This window comes from Mesorhizobium sp. ESP7-2, assembly GCF_020164715.1.
In the GTDB taxonomy this organism is placed as follows: domain Bacteria; phylum Pseudomonadota; class Alphaproteobacteria; order Rhizobiales; family Rhizobiaceae; genus Mesorhizobium.
Window position 1 is genome coordinate 1 of record NZ_JAIUGQ010000062.1, and the last position, 22212, is coordinate 22212.

At 64.2% G+C, this 22212-nt stretch carries 25 protein-coding genes; 9 read left to right on the forward strand and 16 right to left on the reverse strand.

Features of this window, described 5'->3' with window-relative positions; all coding sequences use genetic code 11:
• Positions 1–179: 179 nt before the first annotated feature.
• Complete coding sequence (locus tag LB543_RS31715; RefSeq protein ID WP_224617103.1) at positions 180–1043, reverse strand: LysR substrate-binding domain-containing protein; 864 nt, start codon at positions 1041–1043, stop codon at positions 180–182.
• A gap of 108 nt (positions 1044–1151) precedes the next feature.
• Here LB543_RS31715 and LB543_RS31720 point away from each other — a divergent pair, with 108 nt between their 5' ends.
• The 4 genes from LB543_RS31720 (at position 1152) to LB543_RS31735 (ending at position 5556) form a co-directional block, all read left to right on the forward strand.
• The gene (locus LB543_RS31720; RefSeq protein ID WP_224617104.1) at positions 1152–1559 is read left to right on the forward strand and encodes a tautomerase family protein; all 408 of its coding nucleotides are present in this window, start codon (positions 1152–1154) and stop codon (positions 1557–1559) included.
• A 104-nt stretch (positions 1560–1663) separates the two neighbouring features.
• On the forward strand, positions 1664–3886 hold the full coding sequence (locus LB543_RS31725) for an AMP-binding protein (protein WP_224617105.1): 2223 nt from the start codon (positions 1664–1666) through the stop codon (positions 3884–3886).
• 195 nt (positions 3887–4081) lie between these two features.
• Positions 4082–4882: an SDR family oxidoreductase gene (locus LB543_RS31730; RefSeq protein WP_224617106.1), complete on the forward strand. Its 801-nt coding sequence runs from the start codon at positions 4082–4084 to the stop codon at positions 4880–4882.
• An 80-nt stretch (positions 4883–4962) separates the two neighbouring features.
• On the forward strand, positions 4963–5556 hold the full coding sequence (locus LB543_RS31735) for a TetR/AcrR family transcriptional regulator (RefSeq protein ID WP_140812518.1): 594 nt from the start codon (positions 4963–4965) through the stop codon (positions 5554–5556).
• Here LB543_RS31735 and LB543_RS31740 read toward each other — a convergent pair.
• The 3 genes from LB543_RS31740 to LB543_RS31750 are packed head-to-tail and all read right to left on the reverse strand — an operon-like array spanning position 5553 to position 7464.
• On the reverse strand, positions 5553–6371 hold the full coding sequence (locus tag LB543_RS31740) for a CDP-alcohol phosphatidyltransferase family protein (protein ID WP_140759333.1): 819 nt from the start codon (positions 6369–6371) through the stop codon (positions 5553–5555). The genes LB543_RS31735 and LB543_RS31740 overlap by 4 nt on opposite strands.
• Before the next feature lie 2 nt (positions 6372–6373).
• Positions 6374–7072 (reverse strand): phosphatidylserine decarboxylase, encoded by a 699-nt coding sequence (locus tag LB543_RS31745; RefSeq protein ID WP_224617107.1) that lies wholly within the window; start codon positions 7070–7072, stop codon positions 6374–6376.
• Positions 7069–7464 (reverse strand): hypothetical protein, encoded by a 396-nt coding sequence (locus tag LB543_RS31750; RefSeq protein ID WP_224617108.1) that lies wholly within the window; start codon positions 7462–7464, stop codon positions 7069–7071. The genes LB543_RS31745 and LB543_RS31750 overlap by 4 nt, the downstream gene beginning before the upstream one ends.
• On the opposite strand from LB543_RS31750, the gene LB543_RS31755 reads away from it, so the two are divergent.
• Positions 7463–8329 (forward strand): SMP-30/gluconolactonase/LRE family protein, encoded by an 867-nt coding sequence (locus LB543_RS31755; RefSeq protein WP_224617109.1) that lies wholly within the window; start codon positions 7463–7465, stop codon positions 8327–8329. The two genes, LB543_RS31750 and LB543_RS31755, sit on opposite strands and share 2 nt — an antisense overlap.
• A gap of 122 nt (positions 8330–8451) precedes the next feature.
• On the opposite strand, the gene LB543_RS31760 is transcribed toward LB543_RS31755, so the two are convergent.
• From LB543_RS31760 to LB543_RS31775, 4 genes are all read right to left on the reverse strand, one after another.
• Positions 8452–8805, reverse strand: a complete 354-nt coding sequence (locus LB543_RS31760) for an antibiotic biosynthesis monooxygenase (protein ID WP_224617110.1) — start codon at positions 8803–8805, stop codon at positions 8452–8454.
• An 89-nt stretch (positions 8806–8894) separates the two neighbouring features.
• Positions 8895–10778, reverse strand: a complete 1884-nt coding sequence (locus tag LB543_RS31765) for an ABCB family ABC transporter ATP-binding protein/permease (protein ID WP_224617111.1) — start codon at positions 10776–10778, stop codon at positions 8895–8897.
• A gap of 25 nt (positions 10779–10803) precedes the next feature.
• On the reverse strand, positions 10804–11151 hold the full coding sequence (locus tag LB543_RS31770; protein ID WP_181183025.1) for an ArsR/SmtB family transcription factor: 348 nt from the start codon (positions 11149–11151) through the stop codon (positions 10804–10806).
• Between the two features lie 79 nt (positions 11152–11230).
• Positions 11231–12655 carry a LysM peptidoglycan-binding domain-containing protein gene (locus LB543_RS31775; RefSeq protein ID WP_224617112.1) on the reverse strand — a complete coding sequence of 475 codons (1425 nt, stop codon included), beginning with the start codon at positions 12653–12655 and terminating at the stop codon, positions 11231–11233.
• Between the two features lie 128 nt (positions 12656–12783).
• Between LB543_RS31775 and LB543_RS31780 the strand changes: the two genes are divergently transcribed.
• Positions 12784–13395: a TIGR00730 family Rossman fold protein gene (locus LB543_RS31780; RefSeq protein ID WP_224617113.1), complete on the forward strand. Its 612-nt coding sequence runs from the start codon at positions 12784–12786 to the stop codon at positions 13393–13395.
• Positions 13396–13448: 53 nt separating this feature from the next.
• Here LB543_RS31780 and LB543_RS31785 read toward each other — a convergent pair whose 3' ends face one another.
• Positions 13449–14357, reverse strand: coding sequence for a LysR substrate-binding domain-containing protein (locus LB543_RS31785; protein ID WP_224617114.1), 909 nt, complete (start codon positions 14355–14357; stop codon positions 13449–13451).
• Positions 14358–14477: 120 nt separating this feature from the next.
• Here LB543_RS31785 and LB543_RS31790 point away from each other — a divergent pair, with 120 nt between their 5' ends.
• The 3 genes from LB543_RS31790 to LB543_RS31800 all read left to right on the forward strand — a co-directional run bounded on the left by LB543_RS31790 (position 14478) and on the right by LB543_RS31800 (position 16788).
• Positions 14478–14768 carry a muconolactone Delta-isomerase family protein gene (locus tag LB543_RS31790; protein WP_140759319.1) on the forward strand — a complete coding sequence of 97 codons (291 nt, stop codon included), beginning with the start codon at positions 14478–14480 and terminating at the stop codon, positions 14766–14768.
• Between the two features lie 129 nt (positions 14769–14897).
• Positions 14898–15680, forward strand: a complete 783-nt coding sequence (locus LB543_RS31795) for a glucose 1-dehydrogenase (protein WP_224617115.1) — start codon at positions 14898–14900, stop codon at positions 15678–15680.
• 109 nt (positions 15681–15789) lie between these two features.
• Positions 15790–16788: a transporter gene (locus LB543_RS31800; RefSeq protein ID WP_224617116.1), complete on the forward strand. Its 999-nt coding sequence runs from the start codon at positions 15790–15792 to the stop codon at positions 16786–16788.
• Here the strand turns inward: LB543_RS31800 and rarD are convergent.
• The 7 genes from rarD to LB543_RS31835 form a co-directional block, all read right to left on the reverse strand.
• Positions 16766–17692 carry an EamA family transporter RarD gene (gene rarD, locus LB543_RS31805; RefSeq protein ID WP_224617117.1) on the reverse strand — a complete coding sequence of 309 codons (927 nt, stop codon included), beginning with the start codon at positions 17690–17692 and terminating at the stop codon, positions 16766–16768. The genes LB543_RS31800 and rarD overlap by 23 nt on opposite strands.
• Positions 17693–17775: 83 nt before the next feature.
• Positions 17776–19398 (reverse strand): citramalate synthase, encoded by a 1623-nt coding sequence (cimA, locus tag LB543_RS31810; protein WP_224617118.1) that lies wholly within the window; start codon positions 19396–19398, stop codon positions 17776–17778.
• A complete protein-coding gene (gene pip / locus LB543_RS31815; RefSeq protein WP_224617119.1) occupies positions 19395–20345 on the reverse strand; it encodes a prolyl aminopeptidase in 951 nt (316 codons plus the stop codon). The genes cimA and pip overlap by 4 nt, the downstream gene beginning before the upstream one ends.
• Positions 20342–20818 (reverse strand): GFA family protein, encoded by a 477-nt coding sequence (locus tag LB543_RS31820; protein WP_140759309.1) that lies wholly within the window; start codon positions 20816–20818, stop codon positions 20342–20344. Before LB543_RS31820 ends, pip begins: the two co-directional genes overlap by 4 nt.
• Positions 20815–21306 (reverse strand): GFA family protein, encoded by a 492-nt coding sequence (locus LB543_RS31825; RefSeq protein ID WP_224590529.1) that lies wholly within the window; start codon positions 21304–21306, stop codon positions 20815–20817. The genes LB543_RS31820 and LB543_RS31825 overlap by 4 nt, the downstream gene beginning before the upstream one ends.
• Before the next feature lie 6 nt (positions 21307–21312).
• Entirely contained in the window at positions 21313–21699 is a 387-nt protein-coding gene (locus LB543_RS31830) for a VOC family protein (protein WP_224617120.1), read from the reverse strand.
• Entirely contained in the window at positions 21696–22046 is a 351-nt protein-coding gene (locus tag LB543_RS31835; protein WP_263498900.1) for an endonuclease domain-containing protein, read from the reverse strand. The genes LB543_RS31830 and LB543_RS31835 overlap by 4 nt, the downstream gene beginning before the upstream one ends.
• Between the last annotated feature and the right edge of the window lie 166 nt (positions 22047–22212).

Below are 22212 nucleotides of genomic sequence, written 5' to 3' on the forward strand. Positions count from 1 at the left end.
CCCCAAGTCCCCCCAAACCCCTCGGCCCGTCCTACCTCCAAGCCGACCGCAAGGTCGGCTTTTTCTTTGCGAAGACCGGCCCGACCGCAAGGTCGGCTTTTTCTTTGCGTAGACCGGCTCGACCGCAGGTCGGCTTTTCCTTGCCAACAGGCTGATAGCGGAATGCGGCCTCGCTGAAATCAACCAGGCGATCCGGAGAGAGCCAGGTTGGCAGCCAGCAACGCCGCCAGATCGTTCGCGGACGCATCGGCGCCGACGCGCAGCCGGATCGCGAACTCAGCCATCGGAACAGGCGGCAGGCCAAGTTCGCGGGGCGCCTCGACAATGCCGGAATGGGCAAAGCGGGGGGTTCGCAAGGTCAGCGCCACGCCGGCATTCACCGCGGTGCGCAGGCCGGCCAGGCTGGCACTGCCGGCGGCGATGCGATAGCGGCGGCCCGCGACATCGAGCGCGGCGAGTGCCGCCTCGCGAAACCCGCAATAGGGATCGAGCAGCGCCAGCGGCAATTCTTCCTGTCGCGAGGCCAGCCCCTTGTTCGAACACAGCCATATCATCGGCTCGCGCAGTACGCCGACCTCGTCCGGCGCCGCCGTCCACCGCATGACGATCGCCAGATCGAGGCTACCGGCCTGCAGCGCCTGCGCCAGTTCGGCGGAGCGGCCGACACGCAGTTCGAGCCTGACGCGCGGATGGCTGGTGGCGAATGCACGCAACAGGTCCGGCAGGCCGCTATCGGCGAAATCCTGTGTCGTGCCGATGGCGACGCGCCCGGCAGCGCGTGCGCCTTTCAGCGCGAGCCAAGCCTCGCGATGTACCGCAAGAATGCGCCTGGCGTGGCCTACGAGGTCCTCGCCTGCGGGCGTCAGGCCGCGACCCCTGCCCTGCGGCGCCAGCAGCGGTTCGCCGACAATCTCCTCCAGACGCTGCATCTGGGCCGTTACCGCCGACGGTGAGCGGCCGACATTGGCCGCCGCCTGCGCCAGCGAACCGCTGTCGACGAACGCAAGGAAGGTTCTGAGGAGGTCGGGATCGAGCGTTTCCATAATTCGATATTATCGAATCTTAAGTCGAAAACAATTCGATTTTTTTGATTCTGGAATGATGGCACGGTCTCTCCAACGGCGACCGACGCCGGTCAAAGGAGAAGAAAAATGCCCATCATCAATGTCAGCGTCACCGGCAAGCCGGACGCCACCCTGTCCGCCGAGATCGCCAGAGAAATTACCGAGATCACCGCCGCGCATCTGCGCAAGGACCCGACGCTCACCGCGGTTGCCGTTTCCTATCTCGACCCACAGCACTGGTTCGCCGGCGGCAAGTCGCTCGCCGAGCACGGCACCAACACATTCTGGCTCGACATCAAGGTGGTCGACGGCACCAACACCAAGCTCGAACTGGAGGCCTATCTCAAGACGATCTTCGACGCCTTTGGCCGCCTGCTGGGCGGCGCGCACCAGGAAAGCTATGCTTTCGTGCACGAGGTCCCGGCAGCCGCCTATGGCTATGGCGGCAAGACGCAGGAGTTCCGTTTCATCAGCGGGCGGCTGAAGGCGGCGTGAGGGCGCCCCTTCCGCATTGACCTTGCCTCGACTTCCGCTAGGCTCTGCCCCCGGAAGCGGCCGTACAAGAGCCGCAATGACAAAATCGTTGGGAGAGACGCGGTATGATCCTGACACTGGCGCTGCTTGCGGGTCTGGTTGTGGCCTTGCTGCTGATCGGGGCGGTTGAGAAATTCCGCCTCGGCCTGCGCTTCACCCAGGCGCTGCTCTACGTGCCGTTCAAGCTCGCCTACCGGATTAGCGACAATCGCATCAGGGTCGCCCGCAAGGCGCAGGTGCCGGTCATCTATGTCATCTCACACCAGTCGCGCTTCGAGCCGGCGCTGATGCTGTCGCTGCTGCCCGACGACACACTGCACATACTCGACGAGGTGTCGGCGCGCTCGCCATGGCTCGAACCCTGGCGCGAACTTGGCCGCACCATTGCCTTCAACGCCGAACATGTCTTCGTCAGCCGCCGGCTGGTGCGCGTGCTGAAGGGCAAGGGCCGGCTGGCCGTCTACCTGCCGGACGCGGTCGAGCCCAACGTCAAGACGTTTCGGCTGTTTCGCGCCGTCACCCGCATTGCCATGCAGGCCGATGCCCGCATCGTGCCGATCTTCGTCGCCGGTGCACGCAGCCTGCCGGTCTCGCTGACACCTAGGGACAAGGCACCGCGTCACTGGTTCCCACGGCTGTCGATCAGTGTTCTGGAGCCGATGACGATCGCCGAACTGGTGGCGCGCAACCCGGACCAGGCCTCGAATACCAATGCGCTGTTCGACCGCGTCGCCGAGGCCCGACTTTTCGGCACCGACCTCGATCGCGGCCTGTTCCTGGCCATGCGCGATGCCGCTGACCATGTCGGCGCCTCGCACACCATCATCGAAGATGTCATCTCGGGGGCCTTGAGCTACCGCAAGATGTTCATCGGCGCGCGCGTGCTGGGCAGGCGCTTCGAGGCGGCGACGGCGCCGGGCGAAGCGGTGGGAGTGATGCTGCCCAACGCCAACGGCGTCGTATTGTCGTTCGTCGGCCTTCTGTCGGCGGGCCGAGTGGCGGCGATGGTCAACTACACGGCCGGGCCGGCGAGCGTCACCGCGGCGGTCCGCACGGCCGTCATCCGCACCGTTGTCTCTTCACGCGCCTTCGTCGAGAAGGCCGATCTCGCCGATGTCGTCGCGGCGGTCGAAAAGGGCGGCGCCAGGCTGCTGTGGCTGGAGGATCTGCGGACCAGCGTCACCATGCTGGACAAGCTTGCGGCCGCCTTGCTGTGGCGCCTGCCGCTGCAGCGGCAGGATGCAGCCAAGCCGGGCGTGATCCTGTTCACCTCGGGCTCCGAGGGCACGCCGAAGGCGGTCGTTTTGTCGCAAAAGAACCTTCTCGCCAATGCCATGCAGGCCGAGGCGCGGATCACCATCTCGCCGGCGGATATCCTGCTCAACGTGCTGCCGGTGTTCCATTCGTTCGGCCTGACGGGCGGCACCATCCTGCCGCTGGTCACCGGGGTAAAACTGTTCCTCTATCCCTCGCCTCTCCATTACAAGATCATCCCCGAGATCGCGCGCAAGGTGAAACCGACCATCATGTTCGGCACCGACACGTTCCTCGCCAACTATGCGCGCACCGCCAAGGACGGGGATTTCTCCAGCCTGCGCTTCGTCGTCGCCGGCGCCGAGGCGGTGAAGCCGGATACCCGCCGCGTCTATCGCGAACGCTTCCAGGCCGAGATCATCGAAGGCTTCGGACTGACCGAGGCCGCACCCGTGGTTGCCGTCAACACCGCGATCCATGGGCGCGACGGCACGGTCGGGCGGTTGCTGCCGGCCATCCGCATGAAGCTGGAGCCGGTCGAAGGCATCAATGATGCCGGCCAGTTGTGGCTCGAAGGACCGAACATGATGATGGGCTACATGACCGCGGATCGCCCCGGCGAGCTACAGCCCCTGACCGGCTGGCACGACACGGGCGACATCGTCGCCGTCGACCGCGAAGGCTTCATCAGCATTCGCGGACGCGCTAAGCGCTTCGCCAAGATCGCCGGCGAGATGGTGTCACTGGGCGCGGTCGAGATGCTGGTGCAGTCGCTTTGGCCGGAAGAACGCCACGCGGCGGTGGCGGTGCCGGACAAGAGGCGCGGCGAGCGCATCGTGCTGGTCACCACCGCTGACGATGCGAGCGCAGAGGAGTTGCGACAGTTCGGCAAAAAGGCCGGAGCGGCCGAATTGATGGTGCCAAACGACATCGTCAAGGTCGAAGAAATCCCGGTGCTCGGTTCGGGCAAGACCGATTATGTGTCGACCAGGAAGCTGGCGATCGACCGGCTGGGGTTTGGCGTCGCAGCTTAGTGATCGCCCACGCCAGACTCGTATAAACGCCCCCTTTCGGGATCGCCTGACCGAGACTGCGCCGTCGTGACGCAGCGATTCAGATGGACAAATCGCTGGTGAGGGATTACTCACTCACCGAACCAAGAGACGCTGGGCATGCCTGTTTCAGCCAGCGCGACATGACACCTCCTTTGCACGGCAAGGAGATCCCGTATGGCAAAGATCCTCGTCACCGGCGGCACCGGACATCTCGGACGCGATCTCGTGCCGGCACTGACTGCGTCCGGGCACGCCGTCAGGTTGCTGGCCAGGAAAGCCGGGCCGGACCGCTCCGTGGAATGGGCGCTCGGCGATCTCGCAACGGGCGAAGGCGTCGAAGAAGCCCTTGGCGGCATCGATACGGTCATCCATGCAGCGACGCTGTCGCCGATCGCCAGGCGCGGTATGCGGCCGATCGATTTCTTCTCCAGTCCGTCGGATGTCGACGTCGAGGGCACGCGGCGGCTGCTTGCCGCATCGCAGCGCGCCGATGTCTCACATTTCATCTTCGTGTCGATCGTCGGCCTCGACTTCAGCACCCTGCCCTATAGCCGCGTGAAGCTGGCGGGCGAGCAGCTTGTGCGGACGTCGCCGCTCTCGTGGTCGGTCATCCGCGCGACCCCATTCTTTTACCTTCTGGCGCAGATGCTGGCCGGGCTGAGATGGCTGCCGGTCTGGCCGCTGCCGACCTCGCCCTCAAATACCGTCGATACGCGCGACGTCGCCAGCTATCTGGCCCAGGCTGTCAGCGATGGGGAACGCGGCGTCCGCCCGCAGATTGGCGGACCCGAAGTGATGCCGTTTTCGACATTCGCTCGACAATATCGCGATGTGCTCGGGCTGCGGCGTCTCATTCTGCCGTTTCCGGTCAGTCGAAAGATAAGCCTTGCCCTGGGCCTTGTCGAAACCAGCGAGCGGCTGGGAGAAAGAACATGGAAGGCATGGCTTTCCGAGCAGGGCGGAGGCGCGCCGTGAGCGATCCTTGATTTCGCACGGGGATGTTATTGTCGGACGCCGAATCCCCGCCACCAGGAACGGAGTGAACAGGAACAGCCATGAAGCCGCCATCCGCAGGACGCGAGCGCATTCTACGCGAAGCCATCCGCCTGTTCGCCGAGCGCGGTTATGACCGAACCAGCGTTCCCGAAATTCAGGAGGCCGCCGGCCTGTCGCGTGGCTCGGGTGCGCTCTACAAGCACTTTCCCTCGAAGGAAGCGCTGCTTGCCGCGGCTATCGACCGGTTTGTCGGAACGGCACGGGAGGGACGGGCCGAGCTTGGCGAACAGGCGCTTGCCGTCGATCAGGGGGCGCGCCGGGTCGTGGAGGGCATGCTGGAAAAACTCGGCGCGAATCGCGACATGCTCAGAATCCTGTGGCGCGATCTCGAGCACTTCCCGGAATTGAAGGCCTCGGCGCGTGGCGAGATCATGCAGAACACCTACCACGCAGTCGCCGAATGGCTGCGGGAGCGTCAGCGCCAGGGCGAACTGCGCCCCCATGACAGCGACGCGGTCGCCGCCGTCATCGTCGGCAGCGTCGCCATGTTCCGCGTCTTCGAAGCGATCTGGACCGAGCGCTCGATCGAGGTCAGCGACGACCGCTTCGCGTCCGCCTGGACCGATTTGCTGATCCGGGGCCTGAGGCCCTAACCTATATCCGAAGGCGGCACCTTCTCGCCCTCCAGCCTGGCGCGCTTGGAATAGGCGCGCACGGAAAACGGCAGGAAGATCAGGTAGCCCGCCACCGATGCCGTCAGCGTGTACCAGGGGTAGGTCATCAGCAGTAGGATGTAGAGCACGACGGCGAGGATGACCGGCAGCACCCTGTCGCCGGGGATCTTGATGCTCTTGCCGGAATAGACCGGCAACCGGCTGACCAGCAGGAAGGCGACCAGGATGGTGAAGCCTGTGGCGACGAAGGCGGCCGGCCTGCTGGGCTCCACTCCAAGGCGCAGGAAATAGAGATAGAGCGGCAGCATCACCAGCACGGCGCCCGCCGGCGCCGGCACACCGACGAAATATTCGGACTGCCATATTGGGCGTTCGGTCTTCTCGTCGTCGAGCACGTTGAAGCGCGCGAGCCTAAGCCCGCAGGCAATCGCAAACAGCAGTGCCGCGATCCAGCCCGGCGAGCCGGCACGGTCGAGCAGGAAGGCATAGAGCACCAGGGCCGGCGCGACACCGAAATTGACGATGTCGGCCAGCGAATCCATCTGCGCGCCGAATTTGGAGGTCGCCTTCAGCATGCGAGCCAGGCGGCCATCGATGCCGTCGAGAAAAGCGGCCAGCAGCACCATCACCACCGCAGTTTCAAAGCGATTTTCGAAAGCGAAACGGATACCCGACAAGCCGGCGCAGATGGCAAGCACGGTGACGAGATTAGGCAGCACCATGCGCATCGGGATCTCGCGGATGCGCGGACCACCGCTGGCATGGGCTTCGAATTTTTTATACTGCGTGCCCACCGTCAGGAGATCCGCACCAGGGGCGTACCAGCGACACCGCCGAACTCGGCCAGCACGGTTTCGCCGCCGACCGCCGTCTGGCCAACGGCAACGCGCGGCGTGGCGGTCAAAGGCAGGAATACGTCGACGCGCGAGCCGAAACGGATCAGGCCGAAACGCTCGCCTGTGCCGATCGAAGCGCCGGCCTCGGTCCAGCAGACAATGCGGCGCGCCACCAGTCCGGCGATCTGGACTGCCGCCACCGTGCCGTTGGGGCTCTCGATGACAAGGCCGTTGCGCTCATTTTCGGTGCTCGCCTTGTCCAGCTCGGCATTGAGGAACTTTCCGGGGCGATGCTCGATCTTGGCAATGCGGCCGCGCACCGGAGAGCGGTTCACGTGGCAGGAAAAGACGTTCATGAACACGGAGATGCGGGTCATCTCGACATTGCCGAGGCCAAGCTCGCGCGGTGGCACGGCAGGTCCCACCGCCGAGATGATGCCATCGGCGGGGCTCACCACGAGACGGTCATCGACGGGCGTGACGCGCTCGGGATCGCGGAAGAAATAGACGCACCAAGCGGTCAGGATCAGGCCGATCCAGAAGAGGATCGAGGAGAAATAGCCGAGGAACAGCGTCGCCGCGCCAAAGACGGCGATGAAGGGATAACCTTCGCGATGGATCGGTACGAACGCGTTCTTGACCGTGTCGACAAGGCTCATGGGCCGGTCCCTGTTTCAGGTCCGGCCTCAATAGCCGAAACACCCCCTGCCCGCAACGCGACAATCGGCGGTGCGGATGATGGGCAAGGGCGGGCTGTGCCCGGCTGGCCGAACGCTCCGCATTTCGTGAAGTCGGGACCGGCTTGCGACTTGTCAATGTAGACGGCAACGACAGGCAAACCGGGTTCGTCTCTATCTTCCGCCGCAATGGCGATGCGCTTGTCGTCAAGAATGGCAATTGAGACCCCGGCGCCAACGGTCACGCCGATGGAGTGTTCTTCGTGAGCGAAAAACATTAAGCCCGCTGTCGGCAAATCGTCTTCTCGCCCGTCCTTGGTGAGAAGCGCCTCATCACGGGGCTGATGACGCGCGCAACGGAGGTTCCTGATCATGCGAATATCATCGGGCAACAAAGCGCATATCGTCATGGAAGGTCTCGCCTTCGGCGAATCGCCGCGTTGGCATGATGGACGCCTGTGGGTCTGCAACTGGGGCACCGGCGAGATCATTGCCGTCGATGCGCACGGCAACAGCGAGATCATGCTCAGGGTTCCGGCTGTGCTGCCCTACTCCATCGACTGGCTGCCGGATGGTCGTCTGCTGGTTGTCTCAGGCCGCGAGGGCCTGCTGTTGCGGCAGGAAGCCGATGGCTCGCTCGTCACCCACGCCGATCTGCGCGGCCTGTCGAAGAGTCCATGGAACGAGATCGTCGTCGATGGGCGGGGCAACATCTATGTCAATGGCGGCGGGCCGGCTCCGGCGGCCGGCCAGCATTTCGGCCCCGGCACCATCGTCTTGGTCACACCGGATGGAAAGGTCAGGCAAGTGGCGGACACCATCGCCTTCGCCAACGGCATGGCTGTGACCCCTGACAACAAGACGCTGATCATCGCCGAATCCCACGCCAACAGGCTGACCGCTTTCGACATCGCCGCCGACGGCTCCTTGTCCAACCGACGCATCTGGGCTGAACTCGACGGATATCCCGACGGCATCTGCCTCGATGCCGAAGGGACTGTCTGGTACGCGGATGTTCCCAACAAGCACTGCGTGCGGGTGCGCGAAGGCGGTGACGTCTTGCAGACCGTCATCGCCGATCGCGGCTGCTTTGCCTGCATGCTGGGCGGTGCGGGCAGGAAAACGCTGTTCATCACCGTCGCCGAGTGGCGCGGCTTCGAGCATATGACAAGCGACGCCCGCACCGGCCAGGTGCTCGCCATTGAAGCGCCGGCACTGGGCGTGGGCTGGCCTGGCTAGGGCAATTCCAGGAAAAGTGCGCAGCGGTTTTCCCGGGAAAAGCGCGTAGCGCTTTCCCTAGGGAATTGCGTGAAAACAAAGAGCTAGAGCGGTTCGGCGACTCTATCAGACACTGAACCGCTCTAGAGTCCAGGCACGCGCTGATAGTTGGCGATGTCAGCCCGCACTCCGAGCCGGGCGATCGTCTCCTGCGGGTTGAAGGCTATGCGCTCGTGCGCTGCCTTGACGATCGGCAACACATTGTCGACGGCGGCCTGGCTTTCCCATTCGACGATGGTGACGAGGTTGAATTCGCCCGGTCCGGAGAATTGCTCGAGCAGGAAATCCTGGACGAAACCTTGCTGCAGACGCAGCAGTTCATGCGTCATCTTCACCTTTGCGAGGATCTCATCGCGAGCATTGGCGGGTACGACGAACTTGTCGACCCTGAACACGCTTCCGCCATTAACGCTTTGATCCGTAACGCTGATATCCATTTGATTCCGTCCTCGAGGATGCTGTTTTTCGGCTCTCGGGCGACGGTCTACAATCTCAACTTAAGTTGAGGTCAAGAGGTTTTTTCGAGCTACGACATCTCCGACGTACGCCGGCGCACGACGACACCCAGTTCGTCGCTTTCCCGGGCAATGCGCAGCCGCTCCTCGGCTTCGGTCGCCTCGCGCTGGCGGTCCCACATCGAGGCGTAAAGGCCGTGCTTTCGCATCAGCTCGACATGGGTGCCGCGCTCGGCGATCTGGCCGTCCTTGAGCACAATGATCTCGTCGGCCGAAATCACCGTCGACAGGCGGTGGGCGATGACGATGGTGGTGCGGCCCTTGCTGACCAGGTCGAGCGCGGCCTGGATCTCCTGCTCGGTGTGGCTGTCGAGCGCCGAAGTGGCTTCGTCGAGCATCAGGATCGGCGGCGCCTTCAGGATGGTGCGGGCGATCGCCACGCGTTGCTTCTCGCCACCGGAGAGCTTCAGCCCGCGCTCGCCGACCATCGACTTGTAGCCGTCGGGCAGCTTCTCGATGAACGGTCCGATCTGGGCGAGTTCGGCGGCCTTGCGCACCTCTTCCTCGCCGGCGCTGACACGGCCGTAGCGGATGTTGTAGGCGATGGTGTCGTTGAACAGCACGGTGTCCTGCGGCACCATGCCGAGTACCGCGCGCAGGCTGTCCTGCGTCACATCCCTGATATCCTGGCCGTCGATCAGCACCTGACCACCCTGTACGTCGTAGAAGCGGAACAGCAGCCGCGAGATGGTCGACTTGCCCGCGCCCGACGGCCCGACAATGGCAACCGTCTTGCCGGCCGGCACTTCGAAGGAGACGCCCTTCAGGATCTTGCGGTTCGGATCATAGGAAAAGTGGACGTCTCGGAACTCGACCTTGCCGGCACCGACGGACAGCGGCTTGGCGCTGGGCTTGTCGATGATCTCCTGCGGCACGTCGAGCAGGTCGAACATGTGCTCGATGTCGGTCAACCCTTGCCGGATTTCGCGATAGATGAAGCCGATGAAGTTGAGCGGCACGGAAAGCTGCACCAGCATGGCATTGATGAAAACGAAATCGCCGACGCTCTGGGTGCCGGCCTGCACCTCCAGCGCCGACATGCACATGACAACGACCGTGCCGACGCCGAAGATGAAGCCCTGGCCAAAGTTCAGCCAGCCGAGCGAGGTCCAGGTCTTGGTGGCGGCGATCTCGTAACGCGCCATCGAGCGGTCGAAGCGCTCGGCCTCCATGCGCTCATTGGTGAAATATTTGACCGTCTCGAAATTGAGCAGCGAGTCGATCGCCTTGGTGTTGGCGTCGGTGTCGCTGTCGTTCATGTCGCGGCGGATCGAGATGCGCCAGTCGCTCGCCTTGACCGTGAACCAGACGTAGAGGCAGACGGTGATCGCCACCACTGCCACATATTTCCAGCCATAGGTGAAGCCGAATATGCCGGCGGTCAGCGCGAATTCGAGGATCGTCGGCGCCGTGTTCAGCATGATGAAGCGCACGATCGTCTCGATGCCCTTGGTGCCGCGCTCGATGATGCGCGACAGGCCGCCGGTGCGGCGCTCCAGGTGGAAGCGCAACGACAGCTGATGCATGTGCACGAACGTGCGGAAGGCAAGCTGGCGCACCGCATGCTGGCCGACGCGGGCAAACAGCGCGTCGCGCAACTGGTTGAAGCCGAGCTGGACGAGCCTCAGCACATTATAGGCAATGACCAGCATCACCGGGGCAAGCATGAACGACGGCAGCGGTGGGGGCGTTTTGAAACCTCCCGCCAGCGCATCGGTTGCCCATTTGAAGAAATAGGGACCGGCGACCAGCGTCACCTTGGCCACGACCAGCAGCAGCGTCGCCCAGGTCACCCGTGCCCTCAGGTCGGCGCGGTCGGCCGGCCACATATAGGGCCAGAGATTGCGCAATGTCGTGAGTGTCGAGGTGTCGGCGGATACGGTTTTTTCGGCCACTTTTCTTGCCTTTTGGATGAGAGGGTCAGCGGCCGGAGCAGCAGGACTTGATGAGTGCGCTCAGCGATGCCGATACATCGGCAAGTGCCGCGCGATCGACAGCATAGCGCGATCGTTGACGATCGGGCTCGAACCGAACCAGGCCGGCCTCGACCAATATCTTCAGATGCTGGGAGATGGTCGACTGCGCCAGATCGAAATGGTCGACGACCTCACGGCAGCAGCAGGAATTGCTGGCGGACAGATGCTTCAGTATCTCGATCCGCGCCGGATGCGAAAGTGCTGCGAACCGCGCCGCGACAGCGCGGCTGTCCGGCATGCAGACGGACAGTGCCGAGACGGCGTGGTCTGGTATGGGGATGCACTCTGTCATCGTTCATCGGCGATAGACGATGACCGATGACAGGGCAAGCTAGGCCGATGGGTAGATCGCCGGAATTGCCGGTCTCTCGCTATTCCGTCTTCGTCCGTGCAGTGGGCGCCTGTTCACCCATCGCCTTGAAGTCGGCGGCTTCGCCTTCCTTCGACTTTTCCGGGACTTTGAACACCTGCCCCGGCCAGATGCGGTTCGGATTCCTGATCTGGTCCTGGTTGGCGAGGTATATGGTGGAGTAGCGCGTGCCGTGACCATAGACGCGCCGTGAAATCCGCCACAACGTATCATTGCGACGAATAATGACCGCGCCGTCGGCATGTTCGAGCTTGGGCGACACGATTTCAGGCACGTCGCTTGGCGGCGTGGCTGCCGCGACGACGGCCGAGGCATCGGCGGCCGGTGCGGTCCCCGCCGGAGCAGCGGCGGCCGCAGGCTTGGTCTCGGCCGGCTTGGTCCCGGCGGGTGCAACGGCGGCGACCGCCTCGCCCGCCTCGCGCTCGAAGGGCACTGCGGCGCGAGCCACCACCTTCACGCCGTCGGCATCGAGGCCGTCGACGTGGATGGTGTAGCTGCCGACCGGAATGTCGCGCGTCGCCTCGACCAGGAAATGGCCGTCCGACGACGTCTGTGCGTCGCCGAGCGGAATGTCGTTGGCATAGGCGCGCACCTTGCGGCCCGGATCGGCGAGGCCGGCGACAAAGATCTTGTTGCCTTCGATCTCGACCGCCTCGACGACGATCTTGGGTTCGGTCACAGCGGGCGCGGCCGGTGCCGCCGGAGCTGGCTTTGCTTCAACCACGCCTTGCGCGGTCGCCGCCGGCACGGCGGGCGCTGGAGCGGCAGCCTGGTCGCCGGTTGCCGGCGCAGGCTTTGTCTCGGGCGCCGGGACCGTCAGCAGTTCGGCCGGTTTGCCTGGCTCCTCGACCATGGCCAGCACCTGGCCAGCCGCATTCGCCGGCACCGAGACCACGGCGGTCTGCGCCGAGGCGGTCACGACCGTGCCGACCGTCGAACGCAAGGCGATTGTATAGTCGCCGGGCTTCAGCGGATCGTCGAGCACGATGACAAAGGCGCCATCGGGACCAGCCACCGTGGAGCCGATCACCGTCGTGCCGTTGAGGATTTCGACCTTCGAGTTGGGCGCCGCGTTGCCGGCAATGACGATCGAGCCGTTGCCCTCGACGCGCACGACGTCGAAAGTCGGGGCGATCGGACCCGCCGTCGCGGGCGCCGCAGGCGCCGCCGCATCGGTTGCGGGCGCCGCCGGGGCTGTTGCCTGGGGTGCCGTGGCCGGAGCGGCCGGCACCGCCGGAGCCGGCAGGCGCCCTTCCGTGTCCGGATCGGCCGGCTTCGGCGTCGCGGGCGGCGTCAACGCCGCGACTTCCGCCGGCGGCGTGCGATGAAGATACGGGTCGAGTGCGCCCGATACATAGGCGGTTCCCGCGGCCGCGACGGTCCCACCCGCCGCGAACAAGAACGCCTTCAATGGATTGATCGCCATGTACTTCCCTGCCCCTTAGCCACCTAACGCCGGTCTAGCGTGTTTTGCCATGACCGACAAGAAAAAGCCCGGCCTTCTCAGCCCTTGGGGCTTGACCGCGCTTTCAGACCCAATCACCAATCATCGGTATGAACACGATTCGATCCGTCTGCGTCTATTGCGGCTCGTCTCCGGGCCGCGATGAAATCTATGTCAAGGCCGGTCACCTGCTTGGACGCTCAATTGCCAAGTCAGGACTGCGGCTGGTCTATGGCGGCGGCACCAAAGGCATCATGGGCGCCGTCGCCGAAGGCGCGCTCAAGGCCGGCGGCAAGGTGACGGGCATCATCCCGCGCTTCCTCATCAACAAGGAAGCAACCGAAACCGCGCTTGACCGGCTCGACGAGTTGCTGATCACCGACAACATGCACGAGCGCAAACACAAGATGTTCGAGAAATCCGACGCCTTTGTGGCGCTGCCCGGTGGCATCGGCACAGTCGAGGAGATCGTCGAGATCATGACCTGGGCGCAACTCGGCCATCACCGCAAGCCGATCGTCTTCGGCAATATCAACGGATTCTGGGGCCCGATGACGGCGATGCTTGACCACATGGCGGCGGAGGGCTTCATTCACACGGCGCAACGGGTCAAGCCGCTGGTCGTCAACGATCCGGAGGCAATCGTCGCCGCCATCATGGTGGCCGGGTCCTCGGTCGACGCGCCGACGGAAGGCGTCCAGTCGGTGATCGACAAGATGTAGAGTTACTGGAGTATGGCAGTAGGTTTGCAGTCTCCGGAGTGTACACTTTTCCCCTACTCCCCTACTCCCCTACTCCCCTCCCTCCGGGCAGCCTCCCGCAGGTCGGCGATCACCGCGCGCCGGTCCTGTCGCCGCCAGGCGAGGTGGATGGAAACCACGCGCCCGAACCATGGCATGTCGCGGAACAGGATCGAAGGCGGCGCGGCAGTGCGCAGGCTTGCCTGCACGGTGGCAAGACCAAGGCCGGCGCTGACAAGCCCGAGCGAGGTCAGCGGGTCCGCCGTCTCGTAAGCGATATCGGGCTTAAAGCCAGCCATTGCGCAGGCGGCTAGGAACTGGCCACGATTGGTATCGTCGGGCTGGCGCACCACGGTGATCCAGACGCGGCCATCGAGATGACGCGGCTGGATATCGGCCACATCGGCGAGCGGATCGCCTTCGGGAATGGCCAGCACCAGCGGCTCGTGGCGTAGCGGCGTGCTGGCGATATCAGGATCGTCGGCCGCCGCGGGGGCGTACACCAAACCGAGATCCAGCGACCGCTGCCGAAGCCCCTCCATCTGCGCCGCCGAGCGCATGCTTCTCAACTGCAGATGAAAATCCGGCCGGTCACGGCGGAACTGACGCAGCATGCCGGCGACAAGCCCGGCATGGACCGCACCCTCGACATAGCCGATGGCAAGACGCCCCGTGGCACCGCTGGCCAGATTGCGGCCAAGTTCCTCCAGCCGGCGCGCATTCGACAGCAAGGCACGGGCTTCGGTCAGGAAGGCGCGACCCTCGGCATTGAGATGAACACGCTGCTTTGCCCGCTCGAACAGAGGGACACCAAGCTGTTGCTCCAGTTGCATGATCTGCCGGCTGAGCGGCGATTGCGAGATATGCAGCAGTTCGGCGGCTCGACCGACATTGCCGGTTTCGGCGACAGTGACGAAATATCTGATCTGGCGTAGGTCGAACATTTTTAGCTCCTCGACACCCAAGTCCTCTAAGGTCTCAACTTTAGCCTAATCAGTCTTGGACAGTCTTACCAGTCGGCGCGATACCTCCTGTCATCACCCCCCCAACGACAGGAGACCGAAATGCAGTTCCTTGCCCTTCTCACCCGCAACACCGAAAAGTTCACCGACGCCGACTTCACGCCCCTTCTGCCTGGCGAAGCCGAGCAGCGCCGCACCCTCTATGCCGAAGGCGCCGTGCGTCAGATCTGGAACCGCGGCGACATTCCCGGCAGCGGCATGATGTTCGAAGCCGGCAGCGACGCCGATGTGCGCGGCCACCTCGCCACCTTGCCGCTGGTCAAGGCCGGCATGATGGACATTGCCGCGGTCGTGCCGCTCAACCCTTATCCCGGCTTTGGGCCGAAGCGCTGAGACTGACGGCCGCGACAAAAGCGCCTTGCATGTCATCAAGCCACGCGGCACGCTGATGCTGCCGCTTTGCCGAGGCCAGACGAGCCTTCAGGCTGGCGAGCGACAAATCGCAATCGATGAAGGTGCAAATTGCATTCGACTTACTATCTCGGCCGCCTGTTCGGCCTCGAGGGCAAGCATGCCTTCATCACCGGCGCCAGCCGCGGCCTGGGCGTGGCCTTCGCGGAGGCGCTTGCGAGCGCCGGCGCGCGCGTCACGATCGGCGGCCGCAAGGCCGACGATCTGAAAGCGGCCGGAGACAGGCTGCGCGCCGCGGGCCATTCGATCGCTGAAGCGGTGATCGACGTAACCGACACGCAGTCGGTCGACAGCGCGATCGCGGCGGCGGAAACCGGCACCGCACCGATCGACATCCTGATCAACAATGCCGGCATCCAGCGACGGGCGCCGCTGGAGACCTTCAGCGACGCCGACTGGGACGCGCTGATGGCCACCAACCTGGACGGCGTGTTCAAGGTGAGCCGGGCCGTCGTAAAGGGCATGATCGCTCGCCAAAGGGGGTCGATCATCAATGTCTCCTCGGTGCAGAGCGTGCTCGCGCGGCCCTCGATCGCGCCTTACGCGGCGAGCAAGGGCGCCATCACCATGCTGACCAAGTCGATGGCCGGCGAATGGGGCCAGTACGGCGTGCGCGTCAACGCCATCGCGCCGGGCTATTTCAAGACCGAACTCAACTCTGCGCTGGTCGCCGATGAGACATTCTCCGCCTGGCTGACCGGCCGCACGCCGATGCGGCGCTGGGGCGAGGTGCGGGAACTCGCGGGGGCCGCCGTGTTCCTGGCGTCCGACGCCGCCAGTTTCGTGAGCGGACAGACACTGCTGGTGGATGGCGGGATCACCAGCGTCCTTTAGGAAGGCGTGCCGTCACGAAACAGTCACACTAAATCGGGGATGCCATGCTAGAAATCGCGCTTGGCCGCTCCCGCGACCCCCCACTGCATCAGTGACCGGCGAAGCCACCATGAACATCGCCCTCCCGTTCGAAGGCACTGACCTGTCGCCTTACCTGCCCGATGAGCACGGGCTGTTCTTCACCTACCACTTTACCACTGAGGGCGCGCGCACCAGGGATGCCGCCGCCGCGCACTGGACATGGCGCAGCTACCAGCTTTCCGACATGCGCGCCCGCCGCGAGATCGGCGCCGATCAGGCCTTGCCGGCGCCGGTGCGCGAAGCTTTCCTGAGCGCCAGCCATGGCTGCCACATCGACCTCGAGGATGACTGGCTCTATGGCGATCTGCCGGACCTGCGCCACGACTATTCGGCGGAAGCCGGCGGGCTTGGTCATTTCCGCTTCGCCCTCAACGATACGATGCTGGTCGGCGCCCGCAAGCAACCGCTGCAATCGGTCGACAACATCCGCAAGGCGATCGAGAACGGATCGCGCAAATTCCGCTCTCCGGCCGAACTGATCGAGGCTGTCGTCGGCCAGTCGTTCGACGGAATGGCGGCGGAACTCGCGACACTCAGCGACAGTCTCGACGGCATCGAGGACCGTATCGTCTGCGACGCATGGCACAATGAGCGGCAGGCGCTGGTCGATGCACGCCGGCACCTGGTGGTCATCCATCGGCAGATGGCGACGCTGACCAATCTGTTTCGCCATCTCGACCATTCGCACCGCAACGACCTGCCGGATTCGATCAACGACATGGCAGCGCGGCTTTCGCACCGCGCTCAAACGCTACACTATGACGGCGAGCAGTTGCAGGCGCGCACGCGGCTGCTGCAGGACGAGCTGATGGCCAAGCTGACGACGCAGTCGAACCGGCTGCTTTACGTGCTGTCGGTGATGACGGCGGTGCTGTTGCCGATGACCATCATCTCGGGCCTGTTCGGCATGAATGTCGGCGGATTGCCGCTGGTCAACACCCCATTGGGCTTCTGGGTGGTCACCGCCGTATCGCTGCTGATCGCGGGCGTGACCTATCTTTTCGTCAGGCGGCTCGGACAGATGTAGCCCGGCGCGCCGTCGCCAGCATGGACCAGGAATAGACCGCAAGCGCCGCCCAGATAAGGGCAAAGGCGATGGCCTGCGTGGTGCCGAACGGCTCGTCGAAGATCAGCACGGCAATCAGGAACACCATGGTCGGCGCTATGTACTGCATGATGCCGATGGTCGAGAGGCGCAGCAGCTTGGCGCCGAAGGCGAACAGCAGCAGCGGCACGGCGGTCACCGGCCCGCAGCCGATGAGCAGCGCGGTGTCGGTGCCACTGCTGGAGATGAAATGGTCCTGTCCGGTGGCGATCAGGAAGATGATGTAGCCCAGCGCCGGCACCGACAGCAAAAGCACTTCGAGCAGGAAACCCTGGCTGGGACCAATCGGCAGCGTCTTGCGGAAGAAGCCGTAGGCGGCGAAGGAAAACGCCAACGCCAGCGACACCCAGGGCAGCTTGCCGCCCTCGATTGTCAGCACGGCGACGGCGACCGCCGCAAGCGCCACCGCCGCGATCTGCAGCCGGTCGAGCCGCTCGCCGAGCAACAGCGCGCCGACGACGACGCTGACCAGCGGGTTGATGTAGTAGCCCAGCGCGGTCTCGACCGTGCGATCGACGGCGATCGCCCAGACATAGATGCCCCAGTTGACCGAGATCAGCGCCGCCGTCAGCGCCGCCATGGCGATGGTGCGGGGCGAACGGATTGCCGCCTTGAAGTCCGCCGTGCGGCCGGCCCAGATCAGGACCGCCGCGGCAATCGGCACCGACCAGACGATGCGATGTGCGATGACCTCGGCGAGCGGCAGATGCGCCACCGCCTTCATGTAGAAGGGCAGCAACCCCCACAAGAGATAGGCACCCAGCGCCAGCAGGAAGCCGCGGCGGGCTTTGGAATCTGCATCGGAGATAATTGCTTCAGCGGTCATGGCCCAACGCTATGGCCCAGTAGCCTTGGCAAGACCATCGCAAAGTTCTGATGGATCAATGGACTTTCGCTGATGGTTCATGCTTACTCCGCCGCCACCAGCCCCGCCATCTCGCGGTTCTTCATCAGCTTGTAGATGATCGAATCCATCAGCGCCTGGAAGGAAGCGTCGATGATGTTTTCGGAGACGCCGACCGTCCACCAGCGGGCGCCGGTACCGTCATGCGATTCGATGAGCACGCGGGTGATGGCCTCTGTGCCGCCATTGAGGATGCGCACCTTGAAGTCGGCGAGTTCGAGATCGGCGATCTCGTTCTGGTATCTGCCGAGATCCTTGCGCAGCGCGATGTCGAGCGCGTTGACGGGGCCATGGCCCTCGGCCACCGACATCTTCTCCTCGCCCTCGACCAGCACCTTGACCACCGCTTCCGACACCGTCTTCAACTGGCCATTGGCATCGAAGCGGCGCTCGATCATGCAGCGGAACGAGGTGACGTGGAAGAACTCGGGCAAGCCATGCAACATCTTGCGCGCCAGGAGTTCGAAGGAGGCGTCGGCGCCCTCATAGGCATAGCCCGACGCCTCGCGCTCCTTGACCACGGATATCAGGGCATCGAGCCGGTGATCGTCTTTCGGCACATCGATGCCGCGCCGCTTCAACTCGGCGAGGAAATTGGCCTTGCCGCCCTGGTCGGAGACCATGACGCGGCGGCGATTGCCGACCGATTCCGGCGGCACGTGCTCATAGGTCGCCGGCTCCTTGGCCAGCGCCGAAGCATGGATGCCGGCCTTGGTGGCAAAGGCGGAAGAACCGACATAGGGCGCCTGCGCTTCCGGGGCGCGGTTCAGCAATTCGTCGAAGGCGCGGGACAGCCTGGAGATGCCGGTTAGCACTTCGGCTGAAATTCCAGTCTCGAAGCGGTCGGCGAAAGCCGGCTTCAGCGCCAGTGTCGGCACGATCGAGATCAGATTGGCGTTGCCGCAACGTTCGCCGATGCCGTTCAGCGTGCCCTGGATCTGGCGTACGCCAGCCTCGACGGCGGCAAGGGAATTGGCCACCGCCTGGCCGGTGTCATCATGGGCGTGGATGCCGAGATGCCCGCCCGGAATGCCCGCGGCGATGACCTTTTCAACAACTGCCCGCACTTCCGAGGGCTGCGTGCCGCCATTCGTGTCGCAAAGCACAACCCAGCGCGCGCCCGCATCATAGGCGGTCTTGGCGCAGGCCACCGCATAGTCCGGGTTGGCCTTGAAGCCGTCGAAGAAATGCTCGCAGTCGACCATTGCTTCCTTGCCCGAAGCGACGGATGCCTCGACGGAAGCCTTTATAGACTCGAGGTTCTCCTCGTTGGTACAGCCGAGCGCCACACGGACATGATAGTCCCAGCTCTTGGCGACAAAGCAGATGGCGTCCGACTTCGACTGGACGAGTGCCGCCAGCCCCGGATCGTTGGAGGCAGAAACCCCAGCCCGCTTGGTCATGCCGAAGGCGACGAATTTCGCGCGTGCCGTGCGTTTCTGCTGGAAGAAGGCGGTATCGGTCGGATTGGCGCCGGGATAACCGCCTTCGACATAGTCGAAGCCGAACTCGTCGAGCAGTTTGGCAATCGCGATCTTGTCCTCGACCGAAAAGTCGATGCCCGGCGTCTGCTGGCCATCGCGGAGCGTGGTGTCGAAGAGGAACAGGCGCTCACGGGTCATCGTCATTTTCCCGCAAACTTGTCCGTAGCCCGGATCAGTTGGTCGAGGATGCCGGGCTCGGAATAGGCGTGGCCAGCGCCTTCGATCAGATGAAAGTCGGCCTTGGGCCACGCCTTGTGCAGCGCCCAGGCGTAGCGCGCCGGGCACGGCATGTCGTAGCGACCGTGGACGATGGTGCCGGGGATGTCCTTGAGCTTCCCGGCATCGCGCAGCAACTGCCCCTCCTCCAGCCAGCCGGCATGGACGAAATAGTGGTTTTCGATGCGGGCGAAGGCGACGGCGTAGTCGTCCTGGCCAAACGGACCGCTGGTTTCAGGTTCCGGCAGCAGCGTGATCGTCTCGCCTTCCCAGAGGCTCCAGGCGCGAGCGGCCTCGATCCGCGCCTTGCGGTCGGACCCGACCAGCCGCTTGCGGTAGGCGGCCATCATGTCGCCGCGCTCGGCCTGCGGGATCGGCGCCAGGAAGCGCTCCCATTTGTCGGGGAACATCTCCGAGACGCCGAACTGATAGTACCATTCGAGCTCGGCGCGGGTCAGCGTGTAGATGCCGCGCACCACCAGTTCGCTGACGCGATCAGGATGTGTCTCGGCATAGGCGAGCGCCAGCGTCGAGCCCCAGGAGCCGCCGAACACCAGCCATTTATCGAAGCCGGCCATTTCGCGCAGGCGTTCGATGTCGGCAACGAGATGCCAGGTCGTGTTGGCCTCCAGTGAGGCGTTCGGCGTCGACTTTCCGCAGCCGCGCTGATCGAACAGGATGACGTCGTAAAGCTTGGGGTCGAACAGCCGCCGGTGTTTTGGCGAGATGGTGCCGCCCGGCCCGCCATGCAGGAACACGGCCGGCTTGGCGCCCTTGGTGCCGGACCGTTCCCAATAGACCACGTGGCCGTCGCCGACGTCGAGCCTCCCCGAGTCGAACGGTTCGATTTCCGGATAGAGGGTGCGCAAGCTCATAGTTTCAGGCCCTGTTGCGGCCAGTTGGCCGTTTCGTGATCGGGATGCTGGAAGGAGATGATCTGCTCCTGCCGTGCGTAATAATCGGGATCCTGGTGGACGGGCTGGTCGAAGATCGTCTCCACCCAAGGTAGCCGTGCCGCATAGTTGACCTGGATCCGCGGCGCCAGGTCGGAGCGGTCGTCGAAGGCGCCGATGGCGATCTCGAGCCCGCCGGGCTGGCGGTAGGTCAGCGGCGTGCCGCACCGGGCGCAGAAGCCGCGATCGATGTTGACCGACGACTGGAAATAGCTCGGCTCCTCATGGGTCCATTCGACACCATCCTTGGGCACCGTCACCAGCGCGCCGAAGAAGGAGCCGAACTGTTTCTGGCACATGCGGCAATGGCAGATGGACGGGCGTCCCAGCGCCCCCTTTATGCGGAAGCGCACGGCGCCGCATTGGCAGCCGCCGGTTCGGACGGTCTCGGTCATGGTCTTTCCTCCGGCGGCCATTGGTCGGTGTCGTGGTCAGGGTGCTGATAGGAGACGAGTTCGGCGAGATAGGGGGCCGAGCCCATATCCGCCATCGTGTCCTCGCCCGGCAATCGCGGAATGGAATCCACATAGGGCAGTTTTGCTTCCGTGCCCCATTGGATGGTCGGCGCGATACCAGCCGGATCGTCGAAGGCGGCGATCGCCAGCGCCATGCCGTCGGGCGCCTCGAAGGTCAGCGGCGTGCCGCAGTCGGCGCAGAAGCCGCGCCGGGCGGCATTGGAGGACCGGAACCGCTTGGGCTCGCCGCGCGTCCAGTCGAGCTTGGCGCCGCGCACCGAGACCAGCGGCAGGTAGAAATTGCCGCTGGCCTTCTGGCACATGCGGCAGTGGCAGACCGAGGCGTCGCCAAGCGCGCCTTCGACGCGGAAGCGCACAGCGCCGCACTGGCAGCCGCCGGTGTAGACCGGCCGGTTGTCGAGGCTCATCGGTTTTCACTCCGGATCATGGCAGACCGCCTCGACATTGTTGCCATCGGGATCGAAGACGAAGGCGCCGTAGTAGTTGGGGTGATAGCGCGGACGCAGGCCCGGCCCACCATTGTCCATGCCGCCGGCTGCAAGGGCGGCGGCATGGAAGGCGTCGACCTCGGCGCGGCTGCGCGCGGTGAAGGCGACGTGCTGGTGATCCCGAGGCTTTTCCCTTGCCGCGCTCAGCCAGAACACCGGCCGGTCGCGGCCATAACCGCCGACCTTGGCGCCACCGGTATATTCCTGCGGCACCATGTAAAGCAGCGAGGCACCCAGCGGCGCCATCGCCTTGTCGTAGAAGGCTTTTGAACTGTCGAAATCAGACACGGTGATGCCGAGATGGTCGATCATGGAACGAGCTCCTCCGTTGCTGGTTCGCCCGCCGACATTTCGGCATTGGCCAGGCCGGCCGAGATGACAATGTGCTGGCAGACATTGTCGATATCGCGAACGACGTCATCGTTCCAGAAGCGCAGGGTGGTCCAGCCGAGCGCTTCAAGCTTCGCGGTACGCGCCGCATCCATTTCCGAGGCTTTGGCCGTTGCGTGTTGGGAGCCGTCAATCTCGACGATCAGTTTTTTGGTCGGGCAAGCAAAGTCGACGATGTAGCCACCGATCGGCATCTGGCGCCTGAAAGCCAAGCCCATAAGGCGATGCGCTCTGATCTCATTCCAAAGTTTGAGTTCGGCATCGGTCATTGCCTTGCGCATCTTGCGCGCATTGCCGCGATTGATGGCGGACACTGGATAATGCGTCACGGCAGTTCGCCCCCCTCTGCCCTGCCGGGCATCTCCCCCTCAAGGGGGGAGATTGGATGCCACTGCAGCTTCCGCCAATCGTCGAGGTTGAAGGTTCGGCGCTATC

Coding starts and splice junctions, on each gene's coding strand:
- LB543_RS31755 (WP_224617109.1), top strand. CDS start 7,463: ATGCGAATATCATCGGGCAACAAAGCGCATATCGTCATGGAAGGTCTC.
- LB543_RS31770 (WP_181183025.1), bottom strand. CDS start 11,151: ATGACAGAGTGCATCCCCATACCAGACCACGCCGTCTCGGCACTGTCC.
- LB543_RS31735 (WP_140812518.1), top strand. CDS start 4,963: ATGAAGCCGCCATCCGCAGGACGCGAGCGCATTCTACGCGAAGCCATC.
- LB543_RS31790 (WP_140759319.1), top strand. CDS start 14,478: ATGCAGTTCCTTGCCCTTCTCACCCGCAACACCGAAAAGTTCACCGAC.
- LB543_RS31750 (WP_224617108.1), bottom strand. CDS start 7,464: ATGATCAGGAACCTCCGTTGCGCGCGTCATCAGCCCCGTGATGAGGCG.
- LB543_RS31830 (WP_224617120.1), bottom strand. CDS start 21,699: ATGATCGACCATCTCGGCATCACCGTGTCTGATTTCGACAGTTCAAAA.
- LB543_RS31800 (WP_224617116.1), top strand. CDS start 15,790: ATGAACATCGCCCTCCCGTTCGAAGGCACTGACCTGTCGCCTTACCTG.
- LB543_RS31720 (WP_224617104.1), top strand. CDS start 1,152: ATGCCCATCATCAATGTCAGCGTCACCGGCAAGCCGGACGCCACCCTG.
- LB543_RS31820 (WP_140759309.1), bottom strand. CDS start 20,818: ATGACCGAGACCGTCCGAACCGGCGGCTGCCAATGCGGCGCCGTGCGC.
- LB543_RS31825 (WP_224590529.1), bottom strand. CDS start 21,306: ATGAGCCTCGACAACCGGCCGGTCTACACCGGCGGCTGCCAGTGCGGC.
- LB543_RS31760 (WP_224617110.1), bottom strand. CDS start 8,805: ATGGATATCAGCGTTACGGATCAAAGCGTTAATGGCGGAAGCGTGTTC.
- LB543_RS31745 (WP_224617107.1), bottom strand. CDS start 7,072: ATGAGCCTTGTCGACACGGTCAAGAACGCGTTCGTACCGATCCATCGC.
- LB543_RS31730 (WP_224617106.1), top strand. CDS start 4,082: ATGGCAAAGATCCTCGTCACCGGCGGCACCGGACATCTCGGACGCGAT.
- LB543_RS31780 (WP_224617113.1), top strand. CDS start 12,784: ATGAACACGATTCGATCCGTCTGCGTCTATTGCGGCTCGTCTCCGGGC.
- cimA (WP_224617118.1), bottom strand. CDS start 19,398: ATGACGATGACCCGTGAGCGCCTGTTCCTCTTCGACACCACGCTCCGC.
- LB543_RS31835 (WP_263498900.1), bottom strand. CDS start 22,046: ATGACCGATGCCGAACTCAAACTTTGGAATGAGATCAGAGCGCATCGC.
- LB543_RS31775 (WP_224617112.1), bottom strand. CDS start 12,655: ATGGCGATCAATCCATTGAAGGCGTTCTTGTTCGCGGCGGGTGGGACC.
- pip (WP_224617119.1), bottom strand. CDS start 20,345: ATGAGCTTGCGCACCCTCTATCCGGAAATCGAACCGTTCGACTCGGGG.
- LB543_RS31785 (WP_224617114.1), bottom strand. CDS start 14,357: ATGTTCGACCTACGCCAGATCAGATATTTCGTCACTGTCGCCGAAACC.
- LB543_RS31715 (WP_224617103.1), bottom strand. CDS start 1,043: ATGGAAACGCTCGATCCCGACCTCCTCAGAACCTTCCTTGCGTTCGTC.
- LB543_RS31725 (WP_224617105.1), top strand. CDS start 1,664: ATGATCCTGACACTGGCGCTGCTTGCGGGTCTGGTTGTGGCCTTGCTG.
- rarD (WP_224617117.1), bottom strand. CDS start 17,692: ATGACCGCTGAAGCAATTATCTCCGATGCAGATTCCAAAGCCCGCCGC.